The organism is Novosphingobium fuchskuhlense (assembly GCF_001519075.1).
Classification (GTDB): domain Bacteria; phylum Pseudomonadota; class Alphaproteobacteria; order Sphingomonadales; family Sphingomonadaceae; genus Novosphingobium; species Novosphingobium fuchskuhlense.
This window is the reverse complement of record NZ_KQ954246.1, coordinates 283,165-296,923: the sequence shown is the minus strand read 5'-3', so window position 1 is coordinate 296,923 and position 13,759 is coordinate 283,165. Positions and strand designations below refer to the sequence as shown.

Genomic DNA, 13,759 nt, shown 5'->3' with positions numbered 1-13,759 from the left:
CGCGCTTATCGCACCTTGAGCGTGGCGAGCCCGATCAGCGCGAGCACGATCGAGACGATCCAGAAGCGGATGACGACAGTCGATTCCTTCCAGCCCAGTTGCTCGAAATGGTGGTGGATCGGCGCCATGCGGAATACGCGCTTGCCCGTGCGCTTGTAGACGAAGACCTGCACGATGACCGAGACCGCCTCCATCACGAAGAGCCCGCCGACGATGCCGAGCACGATCTCGTGGTGGATCGAGACGGCGATCACGCCGAGCGTTCCCCCGAGCGCAAGGCTGCCGGTATCGCCCATGAACACGGCGGCCGGCGGCGCGTTGAACCAGAGGAACGCCAGGCCCGCCCCCATCACCGCCCCGCAGAAGATCGAAAGCTCGCCCGCGCGCGGCACGTGCTGGATGCCGAGATAATGCGCATAGTCCACGCGCCCTGCGAGGTAGGCGATGATCGCGAAGGTCCCCGCCGCGATGATCACCGGCATGGTGGCAAGGCCGTCGAGCCCGTCGGTAAGGTTCACCGCATTGCCCGCGCCGACGATGACGAAGGCGGCGAAGAGGTAGTAGGCAGGGCCCATGGGCACATAGAGATTGCTGAACACCGGCAGGTAGAGGTTGGTGTCCGTGACCACCAGCGACAGGGCAAGGCCCGCCACGGCAAACTCGGCCAGCAGCCGGATCCGTGCGGAAAGGCCGGCATGGGCGTACTTGGTGACCTTGGCGTAATCGTCAAGAAAGCCGATCAGGCCGAAGCCCAGCGTGACGAGCAGGCAGGCCCATACGAAATTGCTGGTCAGGTCCATCCACAGCATCAGCGAGATCGCGAGGCTGATCACGATCATCAGCCCGCCCATCGTCGGCGTGCCGCGCTTGGCAAGGTGCGATTGCGGCCCGTCGGCGCGGATCGGCTGGCCCTTTCCCTGGCGCACGCGCAGCATGTTGATGAAGCGGGGGCCGATGATCAGGCCGATGGTCAGCGCGGTAAGCAGCGCGGCACCCGAGCGGAACGACTGGTAACGGATGAGATTGGCGATGCCTTCAAAGTGCAGCCAGTGCGCCAGAACGTAGAGCATTCAGTTTTCCCCGGCCTTCCCGGCTCCGCCTTTGGCCCCAGCGGTCAGCGCACGCACGAGAGTGCCGAGCCCGACCGAATTCGACCCCTTGATCAGAATGGCATCGCCGCCCTGCGGAGCATCCGCAGCAAGGCATTCCGCCGCTTCTGCAGCGGTTTCGGCATGGTCGAGTTCGATTTGCGCGGCAAGCGCGGGCCCGGCGCTTTTCCCCAATGCCTTCGCCAGCACGGCCATTTCGGGGCCGACGAGGATGATCCGCTCGACCCCTGCGGCGAGCAGCGGCTCGGCCAGGCCGGCGTGGTAGCCGTCCGAGGCCTCGCCCAGTTCCTTCATCGCGCCCAGCACGGCAATGCGGCGGCGCGCCGGCACTTCGCCCAGCGCGGCGATGGTCGCGCGCATCGAGGCGGGGTTGGCGTTGTAGCTTTCATCGATGATGAGCGCCTTGCCCGAACCGTCGCCGGCGGGTGCCTCGACCACATGACGCGCGCCGCGGCCGGCCAGCCCTTCCATTTCCGCGAGCGCGAGGCCCGCGGAGCCAAGATCGCCCCCGGCAGCGGCGACCGCGGCCATCACCGCCAGCGAATTGTCGACCCAGTGCGCCCCGGGCTGGGCAATCGTGTAGCACAGCTTGCGCGCGCCGAGCTGGCCCGAGAACGCCGCGGTAACCAGCGTGCCGCCGCCGGGCGCGGGGACGGCGTCGAGCAGCCGCGCATCGGCGCTGGCGCTGCGGCCAAAGCTGATCACATGCCCGGCGTGGCGCGCGGCCGCTTCGCGCAGCAGCGCAAAGTGGGGGTTGTCCGCCGGGATGATCGCGGTGCCGCCCGGCTCCAGCCCCTCGAAGATTTCAGCCTTGGCCTGGGCAATGGCCTCCTCGCCCGCAAAGTGGCCGATGTGGGCCGGCGCGATGGTCGTCACGATGGCAATGTGCGGCCGCACCAGCCGGGTCAGCGCGGCCAGTTCGCCCGCGTGGTTCATGCCCATCTCGTAGACACCGAACCGGGTGCGCGGGGGCGTGCGCGCGAGACTGAGCGGCACCCCGACATGGTTGTTGTAGCTCTTGACCGAACGATGCGCGCGGCCCCGGCTGCCCCGGTCGAGCGCGGCGAACAGCGCTTCCTTGACGCCGGTCTTGCCTGCCGAGCCGGTGACCCCGATGATCACCGCACCGGCCCGGTCTGCCCGGGCGCGGGCGGCATGGCCCAGATCGACCAGCGCCTGCGTGGTGCTTTCGACCAGGACATGCGGCCACGGGACCGGGCGATCGACCAGCGCCGCCGCAGCGCCGCGCGCGAAGGCGCCTTCCAGAAAGCGGTGACCATCGCTTTCGGCGCCGATCAGCGCGATGAACAGATCGCCCGGCTGCACTTCGCGGCTGTCCGTCGCGCAGCCCGAAACCTCGAATGTGCCCGAGGCCGTGCCGCCGGTCGCCGCCGCGATCTCGTCCGCGCTCCACAGCGCGAGGCCGATGTCGTCATCGGCTTCGACCGGCCATGGCAGCAGGGCTCTCATCGCATTCATTGGCTGCACTCCCGCGCCACTTGCACGTCGTCGAAGGGAAGGACGCGCGTCGCCTCGCCGCGCCCGATGATCTGGCCCTGCTCGTGCCCCTTGCCCGCGACCAGCACGATATCGCCCGCGCCGGCTGCGGCGATGGCAGCGGCAATGGCCTCGCGGCGGCCGGGCACTTCGCGGGCGCGCGCGTCGCAGCCGCCCAGCACGGCGGCGCGGATGAGCGCGGGATCCTCGCCGCGCGGGTTGTCGTCGGTGACGATCACGAGGTCGGACCCGGCACAGGCGGCGCGGCCCATTTCGGGGCGCTTGCCCTCGTCGCGGTCTCCGCCCGCACCGAACACGGTGATCAGCTTGCCCTGCACTCCCGTCCCCTGGCCCACATGCGGGCGCAGCGCGGCGATGGCGGCGTTGATGGCATCGGGGGTATGCGCGTAATCGACATAGACCGGCGCACCGCTGCGGGTGATGGCCGCGCGTTCGAGCCGCCCGCGCACGGGCTGGATGCGCGAAAGAGCTGCCAGCGTCCCTGCCGGATCGCCGCCGGTGGCGATCACGAGACCCGCCGCGACAAGCGCATTGGCGGCCTGGTAGGCGCCGATCAGCGGCAGGTCGAGCTTGCGGGTGGTGCCCTCGAACGCGAGTTCCAGCGTCTGCCCGAGAAGGGTCGGCGTGCGCGAGACAAGGCGCAGGGTTTCGCCCTGTTCGCCCACGGTGATGAGCTTGAGCCCCCGCGAACGGGCCGCGTCGATGGCCTTGGCGGACCACGCATCGTCCGCCCAGACCACCGCTGTGCCGTCTTCCGCCACGACATCGCCAAACAGCCGCATCTTGGCCTCGAAGTAGGCATCCATCGTGCCATGGTAATCGAGGTGATCACGGCTGAGGTTGGTGAAGGCGCCGGCTGCGACCCGAGGGCCTTCGTTGCGGAACTGGTCGAGGCCGTGGCTGGAGGCCTCGTAGGCGACATGGCTCACCCCCTCGCGGGCGAGGCCTGCAAGGTTGGCGAGGAACGTGACGATATCGGGCGTGGTGAGCCCGGTGGAGACGCTTTCGTCCGCGGTGGTGACGCCGAGCGTGCCGATCGAGGCGGCGTGGTAGCCCGCCATGCGCCAGAGCTGGCGTGTCATCTCGACGGTGGAGGTCTTGCCGTTGGTGCCGGTGACGGCCACCAGGGTTTCGGGCACCGGCGCGAAGAACGGCGCGGCGAGGCGCGCGAAGGCCCGGCGCGGGGCGGCATCGGCGATATGGACCGCGCCCTCCACGTGCGCCTCGGGCCGCGCGACGATGGCGATGGCGCCGGCCTTCACCGCATCGGCAATGAAGTCCTCGCCATTGAAGCGCGCGCCGACGAACGCGCCGAACACGGTGCCGGGGGCAACCTTGCGGTGATCGATGGCAAAGCCGGTGACCTGCGCGCCGGCAAGTGCATCGGGGGTTTCAGGCAGCGACATACCCGCCGCCGCCGCAAGGGCCGCCAGGTTCATTCACCCTCTCCGGAGCCGACCAGCGGGCTGAGGTCGGAAATGTCCACGTCATGATGCGCATCGGGCACCACACCGAGCATCGGGCCGATGCGCGGCACCAGCCGGCCGACGATGGGCGCGGCATTCCACGCGGCAGTGCGCTGGCCGCCGGTCTGCGCGGTGGCTTGCGGCTCGTCCAGCATCACGATGACCACATAGCGCGGCTTGTCCATCGGGAAAGCCGCCGCAAAGGTCGCGATCAGGGAGGTCTTGCGATAACCCCCGCTGCCCGGCTTTTCCGCCGAGCCGGTCTTGCCGCCGACGCGGAAGCCCGGGGCATCGGCCTTGCGGCCCGTGCCATCGACGACGATCATCCGCAGCAACTGGCGAAGGCGCGCGCTGGTCGAGGCCTGAAACACGCGGCGGCCGGGGGCGAGGTGCGCCGGATCCACCTTGTAGAGCGTGGCCGGGCGCCAGATGCCGCCGTTGACCAGCGCGGCATAGGCCGAGGCGAGGTGCAGCGGGGTGACCGCGATGCCGTGGCCATAGCTGACGGTCATCGTCGTCAGCCGCGCCCAATCGCCCTTGCCGCCTTCGCCGCCGCCATGGGGCCAGAGCGGGAAGCCGCGCGCGGGCAGCTCGATCGGCGGGCGCTCGTTCATGCCCAGCGCTTCCATCGTGCGCTTCAGGGCAACCGGCCCCAGCAGATCCGCCACATGCGCCGTGACCGTGTTCGACGAATGGATCAGCGCCTCGGGCACATTGAGCGACGCGCCGAAATTGTGGCTGTCGTGGATGGTGAACTTGCCCACCGGGAAGGGCACGGCGGGATAGCGCACCGAAAGATCGGTGATCACCCCGGCGTCGATCGCGGAAGCAACCGTGATCGGCTTGAAGGTGGAGCCAAGCTCGTAAACCTGGTTCGACACGCGGTTGAACACGAGATCGTTGTAGGCAAGGTCCGACCGGTTCGGGTTGAACGAGGGCAGCGAGGCCAGCGCGATGACTTCGCCGCTATCGGCATCGAGGATCACGCCGGCCGCGCCCTTGGCGCTCGTTTCCAGCATGCCGCGGCCCAGCTCGTCTTCCAGCGCGCCCTGCGCCCGCGCATCGAGGGAAAGCGCGGTGGGGGTGCCGCGGTGCGCCGGATCAAGCAGGCGGCTTTCGAGCACCTGCTCCATGCCGACATGGCCCTTGCCCGCCTCGTCGACAAAGCCGAGCACATGCGCGGCGAGCGAACCCTGCGGGTAGAAACGCTGCTCCTCGCGCGGGAATTCGAGCGCGGGTTCGCCCAGCGCGAAGACCTTGTTGGCATCTTCCGGCAGCACGCGGCGGCGCAGATAGCAGGGTTTGCCGGCCTTGAGCCGCGCGACGAGATCGGCGTAGTCCGCATCGGGGAAAATGCCCGCGAGCGCGCGGGCGATTTCCTCGGGCGTCTTGACCAGCGGCGCGCCGCCCTCCCCCATCGCCTTGGGATTGAACCACAGCGAGTAGGACGCGAAGGCCCGGGCCAGCGCCACGCCGTTGCGATCGGTGATCTCCCCGCGAGAGGGCAGCAGCGCTTCGGCCAGCGAGGTGCGCTCGGGCGTCTGCTCGAACAGGCCGAGCTGCGCGATCCGCACGCAGGCGGTGAGCGAGACGAAGATGAACAGCACCATGACCCACAGCGCGCGCAGGCGGGCGGTGACGAGCGCGTTCTGGCGCACGTTGGCAAGCTGCACCCGGCCGGTGGCAATGGCGGCGGAGGCGGTCAGCGCGTTCACGGGGCGGACTTGCTCCCCTTGGCAGCCGGCTTTGCCGCCTTGGCGGAGTTTTCGGCATGGGCTGCGCCGGACTTTGCGGGTGAAGCCTTGCCCGGCTTCGCATCAGGGCGCGCCGGTGCGAGCTTGGCGCCCTTGCCCGGCTTTTCCGCATCGCCTTTGCCGGACTTGGCAGGGGTGGCCGCCTTGGCCGACCTTGCAAGCGCGGGCTTGCCGTCACCGTCCCCAGCCTTGTTGTCCCCAGCCTTGTTGTCCTTGCCCGCCTTTTCGCCCTTGCCCTTGCCGGGACCGGTCTTGCTGTCCTTGCCGAGCGGTGTGACCATGGCGAGCCGCGCGCCGAGGTTGGCCGTAGCCTTGGCCCGGTCGGCCGCATCGGCCGGCTTGGCAGCAGCCTTGCTGTCGTTGTCATCGGCCACGCGCGGGGCAGGCGCGGCAAAATCGGCCGCGCTGGCGAGCCCGGCGATCACCGAGGGGAACGCGGCCTCGGCGGCCACGGCATCATCCGCGCTGGCGACGCGGATCGGCGTCGGAGAACCGGGGCCATCGGGCTTGGCCAAGGCGGCGAGCTGGCGTTCGCTGGCAAGATACTGGCCAGCCGTCGGCGCGACATAGCCGAATTCGACATCGTTCCAGAGCTTCAGCTGCTGCTGGTTGGCGCGGGTTTCCACCTCGGTCTCAAGGTAGAGCTTTTCCTTGCGCAGCGCGATGATCCGCTGCTCGGTGCGGTGGACCTGGCTGCGCAGCGCATTGACGCGGAAGGCGAGGACCATGACCAGCGCGCCGCAGATCAGCAGCAGCGCGATCCAGCCGATCGAGCGGAAGCGGTGGGCGCTGACGATCATGCCGCCAGACCCTTTCCAGCGTCCGCCCCTCTGGCCGGGGCATTGGTCCGCACGGCCCAGCGCAGGGTAGCCGAGCGCGCGCGGGGATTACGCGCCTGCTCTTCCGCGCCGGGGCGGATCGCCGCCGAGGGTTTTTCGAATACGGGGTGGCCGACCGGGTCGCGCAAGGGCAGGTGCCGCGACCCGGCCGGCAGGGCTCCAGCGCCTTCGCGCAGGAACTGCTTGACGATCCGGTCTTCAAGACTGTGGAAGCTGACGACGGCGAGGCGGCCGCCCGGGGCGAGCACGCGCTCCGCCGCGGCGAGGCCGGCGCGCAGTTCGTCCAGCTCGCCGTTCACATGGATGCGCACGGCCTGGAAGCTGCGCGTGGCCGGGTCCTTGGGCGCGCCGGGACGATAGCCGAGGGCCTTGCGCACCACATCGGCGAACTGGCCGGTGGTGGTGAGCGGACGGGCAGCGACCACGGCGCGGGCGATGCGCCGCGACTGGCGCTCCTCGCCATAGTGGTAGAGCACGTCGGCAATCGCTTCCTCGCTCGCGGTGTTGAGGAAGTCTGCCGCGCTTTCGCCGGACTGCGACATGCGCATGTCGAGCGGGCCGTCGTTTGAAAAGGCAAAGCCGCGCGCGGCCTGATCGAGCTGCATCGAGCTGACGCCGATATCGAACACGATGCCCTGCACCGAGGCGATCCCCGCTTCCGCCAGCCCCTCGGCCAGTTCGGAAAAGCGGCGCGGATGAAGCACGAGGCGCGGCGGGCTTGCAGACACTTCCCCCCAGGCCCGTCCCGCCAGAATCGCATCGGGGTCGCGATCGAAGGCGTGGACGGTGGCGCCGGCACCGAGCAGGCGGCGGGTATATCCGCCTGCGCCGAAGGTGGCGTCCACGATGAGCATGCCGGGCTCGGGGTGCAGCGCGGCAACAACCTCATCGAGGAGCACGGGGATATGGGGAGCCGAGGGGGCGGACGCGCCGGTCACTTGCGGGCCGCCTTGGCCGAGGCTTCGGCCATCCGGGCACGGCAGGCCGATTTGACCGAGTCCCATTCGGAACCCATGGCAAACAGCACATCGGGCGCCCAGATCGTGATCTGGTGCAGGCCGCCGTGGAAATAGAGCGCATCGCCCACCTGCGCCTGCTCGCCGAGATATTCGGGCAGGACGAAGCGGCCGGATTCATCGAAGCTGATGCGGGCGAAGCCGCTGATCTGCGCAGCGCGTAGGTCGATGTCGAAGGGCTCGCCGCGCTCGATCGCAACACGTTCCTCGTGCGCGAGCATTTCGGCAAAGCTGTCCGCGCGGGATTCGCCGAAGCCGACGAGGCAGGGGTGCCTGGCGTGCTTGTCGAGGCAGAGGATGCGGCTGCCGCGCGAGGCGTCCTTGACGGTCTGACGGAAGTCTGCGGGGAGGACAAAGCGGTTCTTCTCGCCGCGCGGCGAAAAGCCCTGCCCCCAATACTGCGACTGTGCCCCAGCCACGTGCCGCTTCCCCGCCTCGGACGAAAGCCTCCCGACCCGGCCACGCACACCCGCGTGGCCGACTCATCCCCCGCGGATGCGTCATGGAGTTCGTCCTGATGGGGTATTGTCTTAACGCGGGAGACCCCGGGCGAAAAGGGGAAAATGCGGGAATTTGCGGTCAGATGTTGATTCCAGTGGATGAATCTTTGCTTGGGGCAATCACGTAGGCCAGCAGCGACCAGCGGGACCTTCCGCAAAAACCCAGCATTTCCGCCAAAAAACAGCGCCGTCACAGACCCTCCGTCGCCGTTCCCGCAATTTCCCGTAATCGTGTCCCGCCAAATCCCGCGATGGCCCGGTCAGCGCGCGAAGGTCTGCCGCATCAGGTCGCGCAGCGCCCGCGCGCGGGCGGCAGCGTCTGCTCCGGCGGCGGGCGCAAGCAGCGCCGCGTCGGCCACGATCAGCACGAAACCCTTGCCGATCCGGCACTTGGCCATAAGCCCCGCCTGCTCGATGCGGCACGCGGCGGCACCGGGAAGCAGCGCCAGCGCGCCCGGGGATTCCACGGGAAACGGCGCTCCCGCAGTTTCCCGCGTCGCGCCCGCCCCTTGCAGCACCAACCCCCAATGCGTGAGGATCGGGTCCAGCAGCACGGTATCGGCCGGGCGGCGCGGATCGCCGAGCGCAAAGCGGCTCGGCGCGGTTAGCAGCGGATCGGCAAACAGCAGCAGGTGCCCGCCGCGCCGCACCCAGCCATCGAGCGCGACGTTTTCCGCCGGTTCGAGCGGGCGCGGCTGCGCCATCACGAGATCGCCGAGCGCGCCGGGAGCCAGCCCGGGGGCCAGACCCGGCGCCAACAAGGTATCGAGGGGGACGAGTCGGTGGCCCTCCTCCAGCACCGCGCGGGCCCAGTGCGGCGGCTCGGGCGCGGCGAGCCGGGCGGCCACGCCATCGGCCTCGCTCCACAGGATCGGGAGGCTGGTGAACAGGCCGAGCGGCGTGGGCGGCGGCGGGGCCGGCCCGGCGCAGGCCGCCAGCAGCAGGACCGCCGCAAGGGTCAGGACGCGGATCAGTTGCCGGCGGGGCGCGTCGTCGGCCGCGCGGCAGGCTTGGCGCCGCCAGTGACGGGCAATTCGGGTGCAACGCCCATGTCGACCAGCGGATCGTTCGCCGCGCTGGGGCTGGCGCTCGGGCTGGCAGCAGCCGCAGCCGGGGTCGTCGTGCGCTCGACCTGCTTGGCGCGGTCCATGATCACATTGGCGAGGCTGACGAGAAGGAGCATCCCGGCAAGGCCGAAAATGCCGATCTGGAGCCGGTGCACCGCTTGCGCCCGCAACTCGCGCGGGCCCGGATGAGCCGGCTGCAGCGCGGCGAGACGCGCAGCCTCCGCGGTCTCCCCAGCGGAAACGGGCGGCTCCGGCGTGCGATCCGGGATGAGGCCAAAAAGTGCCATTGGCCCGATATTACCCGCTTATGCGAGCCAGGGGAAGACCGGCAGTCCCTTCGCCCGCAGCCACTCCGGGTTGTAGAGCGAGGAGAGGTAGCGGAAGCCGGTATCGCACAGGATGGTCGCCACGCGCTTGCCCGGCCCCAACTGCTTGCCGAGCGCGACCGCGCCAGCCACGTTGATGCCGCTCGAAAGGCCGAGGCAGAGGCCTTCCTCCTCAAGCAGGCGGCGCACCCATTCGAGGCCTTCCTCGTCCGAGATGCGAAACTGCGTATCGATCGGCGCGCCTTCGAGATTGGCAGTGATGCGCCCCTGCCCGATACCTTCCGCGACCGAGGAGCCTTCCGCCTTCAGCTCGCCGTGCGCGTAATAGTTGTAGAGCGCGGCGCCGTGCGGATCGGCAAGGCCGATGGTGATCGCCTCGTCAAAGGCCTTGAGGCCGAAGCCGACGCCCGCAATCGTCCCGCCGGTGCCCGCCGCGCAGATGAAGCCGTCGACGCGGCCCTCCATCTGGGCCCAGATCTCGGGCGCCGTGCTTTCGATATGGGCGCGGCGGTTGGCGATATTGTCAAACTGGTTGGCCCAGATCGCGCCTTCGGTCTCCTCGGCAATGCGGCGCGAGGTGTGGACGAAGTGTCCCGGATTGGAAAACGGCGCGGCGGGCACGAGGACGAGCTCGGCCCTGAGCGCCCGGAGCGTGTCCATCTTCTCGCGCGATTGCGTCTCGGGCATCACGATCACGGTCTTGTAGCCCAGCGCATTGGCGACAAGCGCAAGACCGATCCCGGTGTTGCCCGCAGTGCCCTCGACGATGGTGCCGCCCGGCCTCAGCATGCCCTTCGCCTCGGCATCGCGCACGATCCACAGCGCTGCGCGGTCCTTTACCGATGCGCCGGGATTGGCGAACTCGCACTTGCCATAGATCTCGCAGCCGGCGGCCTCGCTGGGCCCCTTGAGGAGGACAAGCGGCGTGTTGCCGATCAGCGAAAGGGTATCGGAGAGCAGGGCGGGCGGTGGGACGGTCTCAGTCATGATCGCCGAAGTAATGCCCCGCCGCGCGCGCCGCAATGCAATTGCGCTTGGAGTCCGGCAAGGGCAGGTGTGAGCCTGCTACTCCCGCCCGGCCCGGATCGCGCCGCCGGCCGCAAAGGGAGCGATCGCGAGCGCGGCAAGGCTGGAGGCGGCGAGCAGCAGCAAGCCGCTTTCCCCGCCCGGCTGGAGCGAGCCCGCGCCGAAGATCAGCAGCGGCACCGCAAGCGGTATGGCCAGCAGGCCGCCCAGCGCCGCGCCCGCGCGCAGACCGGCGGTCAGCGCGGCGATGGTCACGCCGATGGCCGCAAGGCCGGGCGTGCCGAGCAGGAGGCCGACCTCCACCGTCCACAGCTGCGCTCCGTCCAGATTGAGAAGCCCCGCCGAAAGCGGCGCCGCCAGCATCAGCGGCACGCCGAAGCTCAGCCAGTGCGCGAGGATGCGCAAGCTGAGCACGCCTTCCTCGGCAATTCCGCGCAAGGCCCACTGGTCGAAGAACCCGGCCTCGAGATCGGGCTCCACCAGCCGGTCTAGCGGGAGGATCGCGGCGAGCAGCGCCGCCACCCAGATCACGCCCGCGCCGGTCCGCGCCAGCAGCTTGGCATCGGGCCCCACCGCGAAGGGATAGAGCATCGCCACCGCCAGGAAGAACAGCAGCGGCAGCAAGGCCCCGCCCCGGCCCGGCGCGCCGAACAGCAGCAGCGTCAGATCGCGGCGGAAGATCGTCCAGAGGGCCCTCACGGCAGGTGCTCGAGCAGCGAAAGGGTGCGCAGCTTCTGCAATTGCAGCGGCTGGTGCGAGGCGATCACGGCAATGCCGCCCAGCGCCCGGTGCGCCTCGATCGCGGCCTGCGTGCTGGCGCCCCAATGTGCATCGAGCCCGTTCAGCGGCTCGTCGAGCAGCCAGATCCGCGCCCCGCTCGCCGCCAGCCGGGCCAGCGCGGCGCGCTTGCGCTGGCCGGTGGACAGAAAGCGCACTGGCACATCGAGCAGGTCTTCGAGGCCGAAATCGGCGCGCGCTTCTCCCGCGCGGTCGATTGCGCGCCAGAACGCCAGCGCCTCGCCCAGCGGGCGGTGGGGATCGAGCGCGGGCCGTTCGTCGGCCAGCGCGAGGGTGCCGTCATGCTCGACATGGCCGGCGTAGGGCCGCAGCAGCCCCGCCAGAATCCGCATGAGGCTCGACTTGCCGATGCCGTTGGGCCCGGCCAGATGCAGCGCTTCTCCGCCGGCAAGTTCGAAGCCCACGCCCTTGAACAGCAGCCGGTCGCCGCGCCGGCAGGCAAGATCATAGGCAGCAAGACAGCACGGTTGCATCGCCCCACGCGATAGGGGAAAGACGTGGGCCTGCCAAGGAGACCGATTGTGGCGATTGCCCGACTGACCGAAACCGAACGCGCCGAAGCCCTCGCCGCCCTCCCCCTCTGGTCCCTGCGCGCGGATGGCCTCGCCCTCACCCGCACCTTCCGCTTCGCCGATTTCGCCGAGGCTTTCGGCTTCATGACGCGCGTCGCGATCCTCGCCGAAAAGGCCGATCACCACCCGGAATGGTTCAACGTCTACAACCGCGTGGAAATCACGCTGACCACGCACGACGCAGGCGGACTGAGCACGCGCGACGTCGCGCTGGCGGGGGCGATTGACGGGTTTGGGAGCTAGCCCCTACCCCCCCAGCGGCCGCCCCAGTCCGCTGACCTGCTTGCGCAGGCCGCCGGGCATCCAGCGCGCGGCAAAGGCGAGGCTCTTGGCGGTCTTGCCCACCAGCGTGTGCAGCTTCTGGCCATGGACGGCGGCCCAGGCCGCGTCTGCCACGGCGCTCACCGGCGAGATCTCGAGCTTGGCAGCGGTCACCCGCCCGCGAATGTCCTCGTTCGATTGGCGGTTGGGCGCATGGTCGAGCAGCGGCGTCTCGATGAAGCCGGGCATCAGGTCGCGCACCAGAATGCCCTCGTCCTTCCATTCGGCATCGAGCGATTCGGTGATCGAGCGCACGCCGAACTTGGTGGCGGAATAGATCGAGCCGCCGGGCACGCCATAGATCCCCGCCGCGCTCGCGGTGTTGAGCAGGCACGAACCCGGCGCCGAGGCCTTGAGCCAGGGATAGGCCGCCTGCGCGCCCCAGATCACGCCCTTGAGGTTGATATCGAGCGTGCGCTCCACTTCCTCGGTGCTGACATCGACGATGCGCCCGCCAATGGGAATGCCGGCGTTGTTGAACACCACGTCGATCTTCCCGCCCGAGGCTGCCGCGCACGCGGCCAGCGCAGTGTCCCACGCAGCGCGGTCGCGCACGTCGAGCTTGTGCTGCGAGGAGAACCCCGCCGGGATCAGCGCGGCGGTGCCCGCCATGCCGTCCTCGTTGATATCGGCAATGCCGACAAACCAGCCCGCCCGTCCAAACCGCTCGGCCACCGCGCGCCCGATACCCGAAGCGCCGCCGGTGATGAAAATCGTCTTGTGGCCCACACCCAACACCCTTGGTCGTTATTGTTGGCCCCCAGACTACAGCGCCGGATTGTTATAGCAATGCCACGTGAAGATCGCCGCAGCGCCCCGGTGCGGGCGCCAGTCCTCGGCCATGGCGCGGGCCTCCTTCTCGCTGGGCCGCTCCGCCAGCCCCAGCAGCTTCGCCATGCCCGCCTGGACGGCAAGATCGCCCGCCGGCCAGATATCGGGCCGCCCCTCGGCAAACAGCAGGTAGATCTCGGCCGACCAGCGGCCGATGCCCTTGATGCGGGTCAGCTCCGCGATGGCCTCCTCGTCATCGGCGGGCAGCGCGTGGAGATCGAGCTCGCCCGTCACCACCAGTTCGCACAGGGACCGCACATAGCCCTGCTTCTGGCGCGAGAGGCCGCAAGCGCGCAGCGCATCGAAATCGGCGGCGAGCAGATCATGCGGCGGCAGATCATCGCCCAGCAGCGCCTCGAGCTTGGCCCAGACCGAGGCCGCCGCGGCGACGCTGACCTGCTGGCCGACGATGGTGCGCAGGAGGGTCGCATAGCCGCGCGGGCGGATGCGCGGCTCGGGATGGCCGACGCGTGCGACCGCTTCGGCGATGAGGGGATTACGCGCGCCGACATGGGCGAGGCCTTCGGCGATCTGGCTGGCGGTGAGGCCCATCGGTATCAGCTTTCCTTTTGAGGCCATGATGCAGCGCAGCACCTTGCCAAAGCGCACCCCGCGC

General features: G+C 69.4%; 15 protein-coding genes. 1 reads left to right on the top strand and 14 read right to left on the bottom strand.

Going from position 1 to position 13,759, the window contains the following annotated elements; genetic code table 11:
* Positions 1–5: 5 nt before the first annotated feature.
* The 12 genes from mraY to ccmA all read right to left on the bottom strand — a co-directional run bounded on the left by mraY (position 6) and on the right by ccmA (position 11,892).
* The gene (gene mraY, locus AQZ52_RS15345; protein ID WP_067912920.1) at positions 6–1,070 is read right to left on the bottom strand and encodes a phospho-N-acetylmuramoyl-pentapeptide-transferase; all 1,065 of its coding nucleotides are present in this window, start codon (positions 1,068–1,070) and stop codon (positions 6–8) included.
* Positions 1,071–2,588 (bottom strand): UDP-N-acetylmuramoyl-tripeptide--D-alanyl-D-alanine ligase, encoded by a 1,518-nt coding sequence (locus AQZ52_RS15340; RefSeq protein WP_067912917.1) that lies wholly within the window; start codon positions 2,586–2,588, stop codon positions 1,071–1,073.
* Entirely contained in the window at positions 2,585–4,066 is a 1,482-nt protein-coding gene (locus AQZ52_RS15335) for a UDP-N-acetylmuramoyl-L-alanyl-D-glutamate--2,6-diaminopimelate ligase (RefSeq protein ID WP_067912915.1), read from the bottom strand. The genes AQZ52_RS15340 and AQZ52_RS15335 overlap by 4 nt, the downstream gene beginning before the upstream one ends.
* A complete protein-coding gene (locus tag AQZ52_RS15330) occupies positions 4,063–5,808 on the bottom strand; it encodes a peptidoglycan D,D-transpeptidase FtsI family protein (RefSeq protein WP_067912912.1) in 1,746 nt (581 codons plus the stop codon). Before AQZ52_RS15330 ends, AQZ52_RS15335 begins: the two co-directional genes overlap by 4 nt.
* Positions 5,805–6,647: a hypothetical protein gene (locus AQZ52_RS15325; protein ID WP_067912909.1), complete on the bottom strand. Its 843-nt coding sequence runs from the start codon at positions 6,645–6,647 to the stop codon at positions 5,805–5,807. Before AQZ52_RS15325 ends, AQZ52_RS15330 begins: the two co-directional genes overlap by 4 nt.
* Positions 6,644–7,624 carry a 16S rRNA (cytosine(1402)-N(4))-methyltransferase RsmH gene (gene rsmH / locus AQZ52_RS15320; RefSeq protein WP_067912907.1) on the bottom strand — a complete coding sequence of 327 codons (981 nt, stop codon included), beginning with the start codon at positions 7,622–7,624 and terminating at the stop codon, positions 6,644–6,646. Before rsmH ends, AQZ52_RS15325 begins: the two co-directional genes overlap by 4 nt.
* Positions 7,621–8,121: a division/cell wall cluster transcriptional repressor MraZ gene (locus AQZ52_RS15315; RefSeq protein ID WP_067912904.1), complete on the bottom strand. Its 501-nt coding sequence runs from the start codon at positions 8,119–8,121 to the stop codon at positions 7,621–7,623. Before AQZ52_RS15315 ends, rsmH begins: the two co-directional genes overlap by 4 nt.
* A gap of 341 nt (positions 8,122–8,462) precedes the next feature.
* Positions 8,463–9,050 (bottom strand): motility-associated ABC transporter substrate-binding family protein, encoded by a 588-nt coding sequence (locus AQZ52_RS15310; protein ID WP_067912901.1) that lies wholly within the window; start codon positions 9,048–9,050, stop codon positions 8,463–8,465.
* Positions 9,051–9,172: 122 nt separating this feature from the next.
* Positions 9,173–9,556 (bottom strand): hypothetical protein, encoded by a 384-nt coding sequence (locus AQZ52_RS15305; protein WP_067912899.1) that lies wholly within the window; start codon positions 9,554–9,556, stop codon positions 9,173–9,175.
* Between the two features lie 18 nt (positions 9,557–9,574).
* Positions 9,575–10,582: a cysteine synthase A gene (locus AQZ52_RS15300; RefSeq protein ID WP_067914039.1), complete on the bottom strand. Its 1,008-nt coding sequence runs from the start codon at positions 10,580–10,582 to the stop codon at positions 9,575–9,577.
* Positions 10,583–10,660: 78 nt separating this feature from the next.
* A complete protein-coding gene (gene ccmB, locus AQZ52_RS15295) occupies positions 10,661–11,320 on the bottom strand; it encodes a heme exporter protein CcmB (protein WP_067912897.1) in 660 nt (219 codons plus the stop codon).
* Complete coding sequence (gene ccmA, locus AQZ52_RS15290) at positions 11,317–11,892, bottom strand: heme ABC exporter ATP-binding protein CcmA (protein ID WP_067912894.1); 576 nt, start codon at positions 11,890–11,892, stop codon at positions 11,317–11,319. Before ccmA ends, ccmB begins: the two co-directional genes overlap by 4 nt.
* Positions 11,893–11,940: 48 nt before the next feature.
* On the opposite strand from ccmA, the gene AQZ52_RS15285 reads away from it, so the two are divergent.
* Complete coding sequence (locus AQZ52_RS15285) at positions 11,941–12,234, top strand: 4a-hydroxytetrahydrobiopterin dehydratase (protein ID WP_067912891.1); 294 nt, start codon at positions 11,941–11,943, stop codon at positions 12,232–12,234.
* Positions 12,235–12,237: 3 nt separating this feature from the next.
* Here the strand turns inward: AQZ52_RS15285 and AQZ52_RS15280 are convergent, their stop codons facing one another.
* Positions 12,238–13,041 carry an SDR family oxidoreductase gene (locus AQZ52_RS15280; protein WP_067912888.1) on the bottom strand — a complete coding sequence of 268 codons (804 nt, stop codon included), beginning with the start codon at positions 13,039–13,041 and terminating at the stop codon, positions 12,238–12,240.
* A gap of 36 nt (positions 13,042–13,077) precedes the next feature.
* Positions 13,078–13,695: a DNA-3-methyladenine glycosylase family protein gene (locus AQZ52_RS15275; protein WP_067912885.1), complete on the bottom strand. Its 618-nt coding sequence runs from the start codon at positions 13,693–13,695 to the stop codon at positions 13,078–13,080.
* Positions 13,696–13,759: the final 64 nt, after the last annotated feature.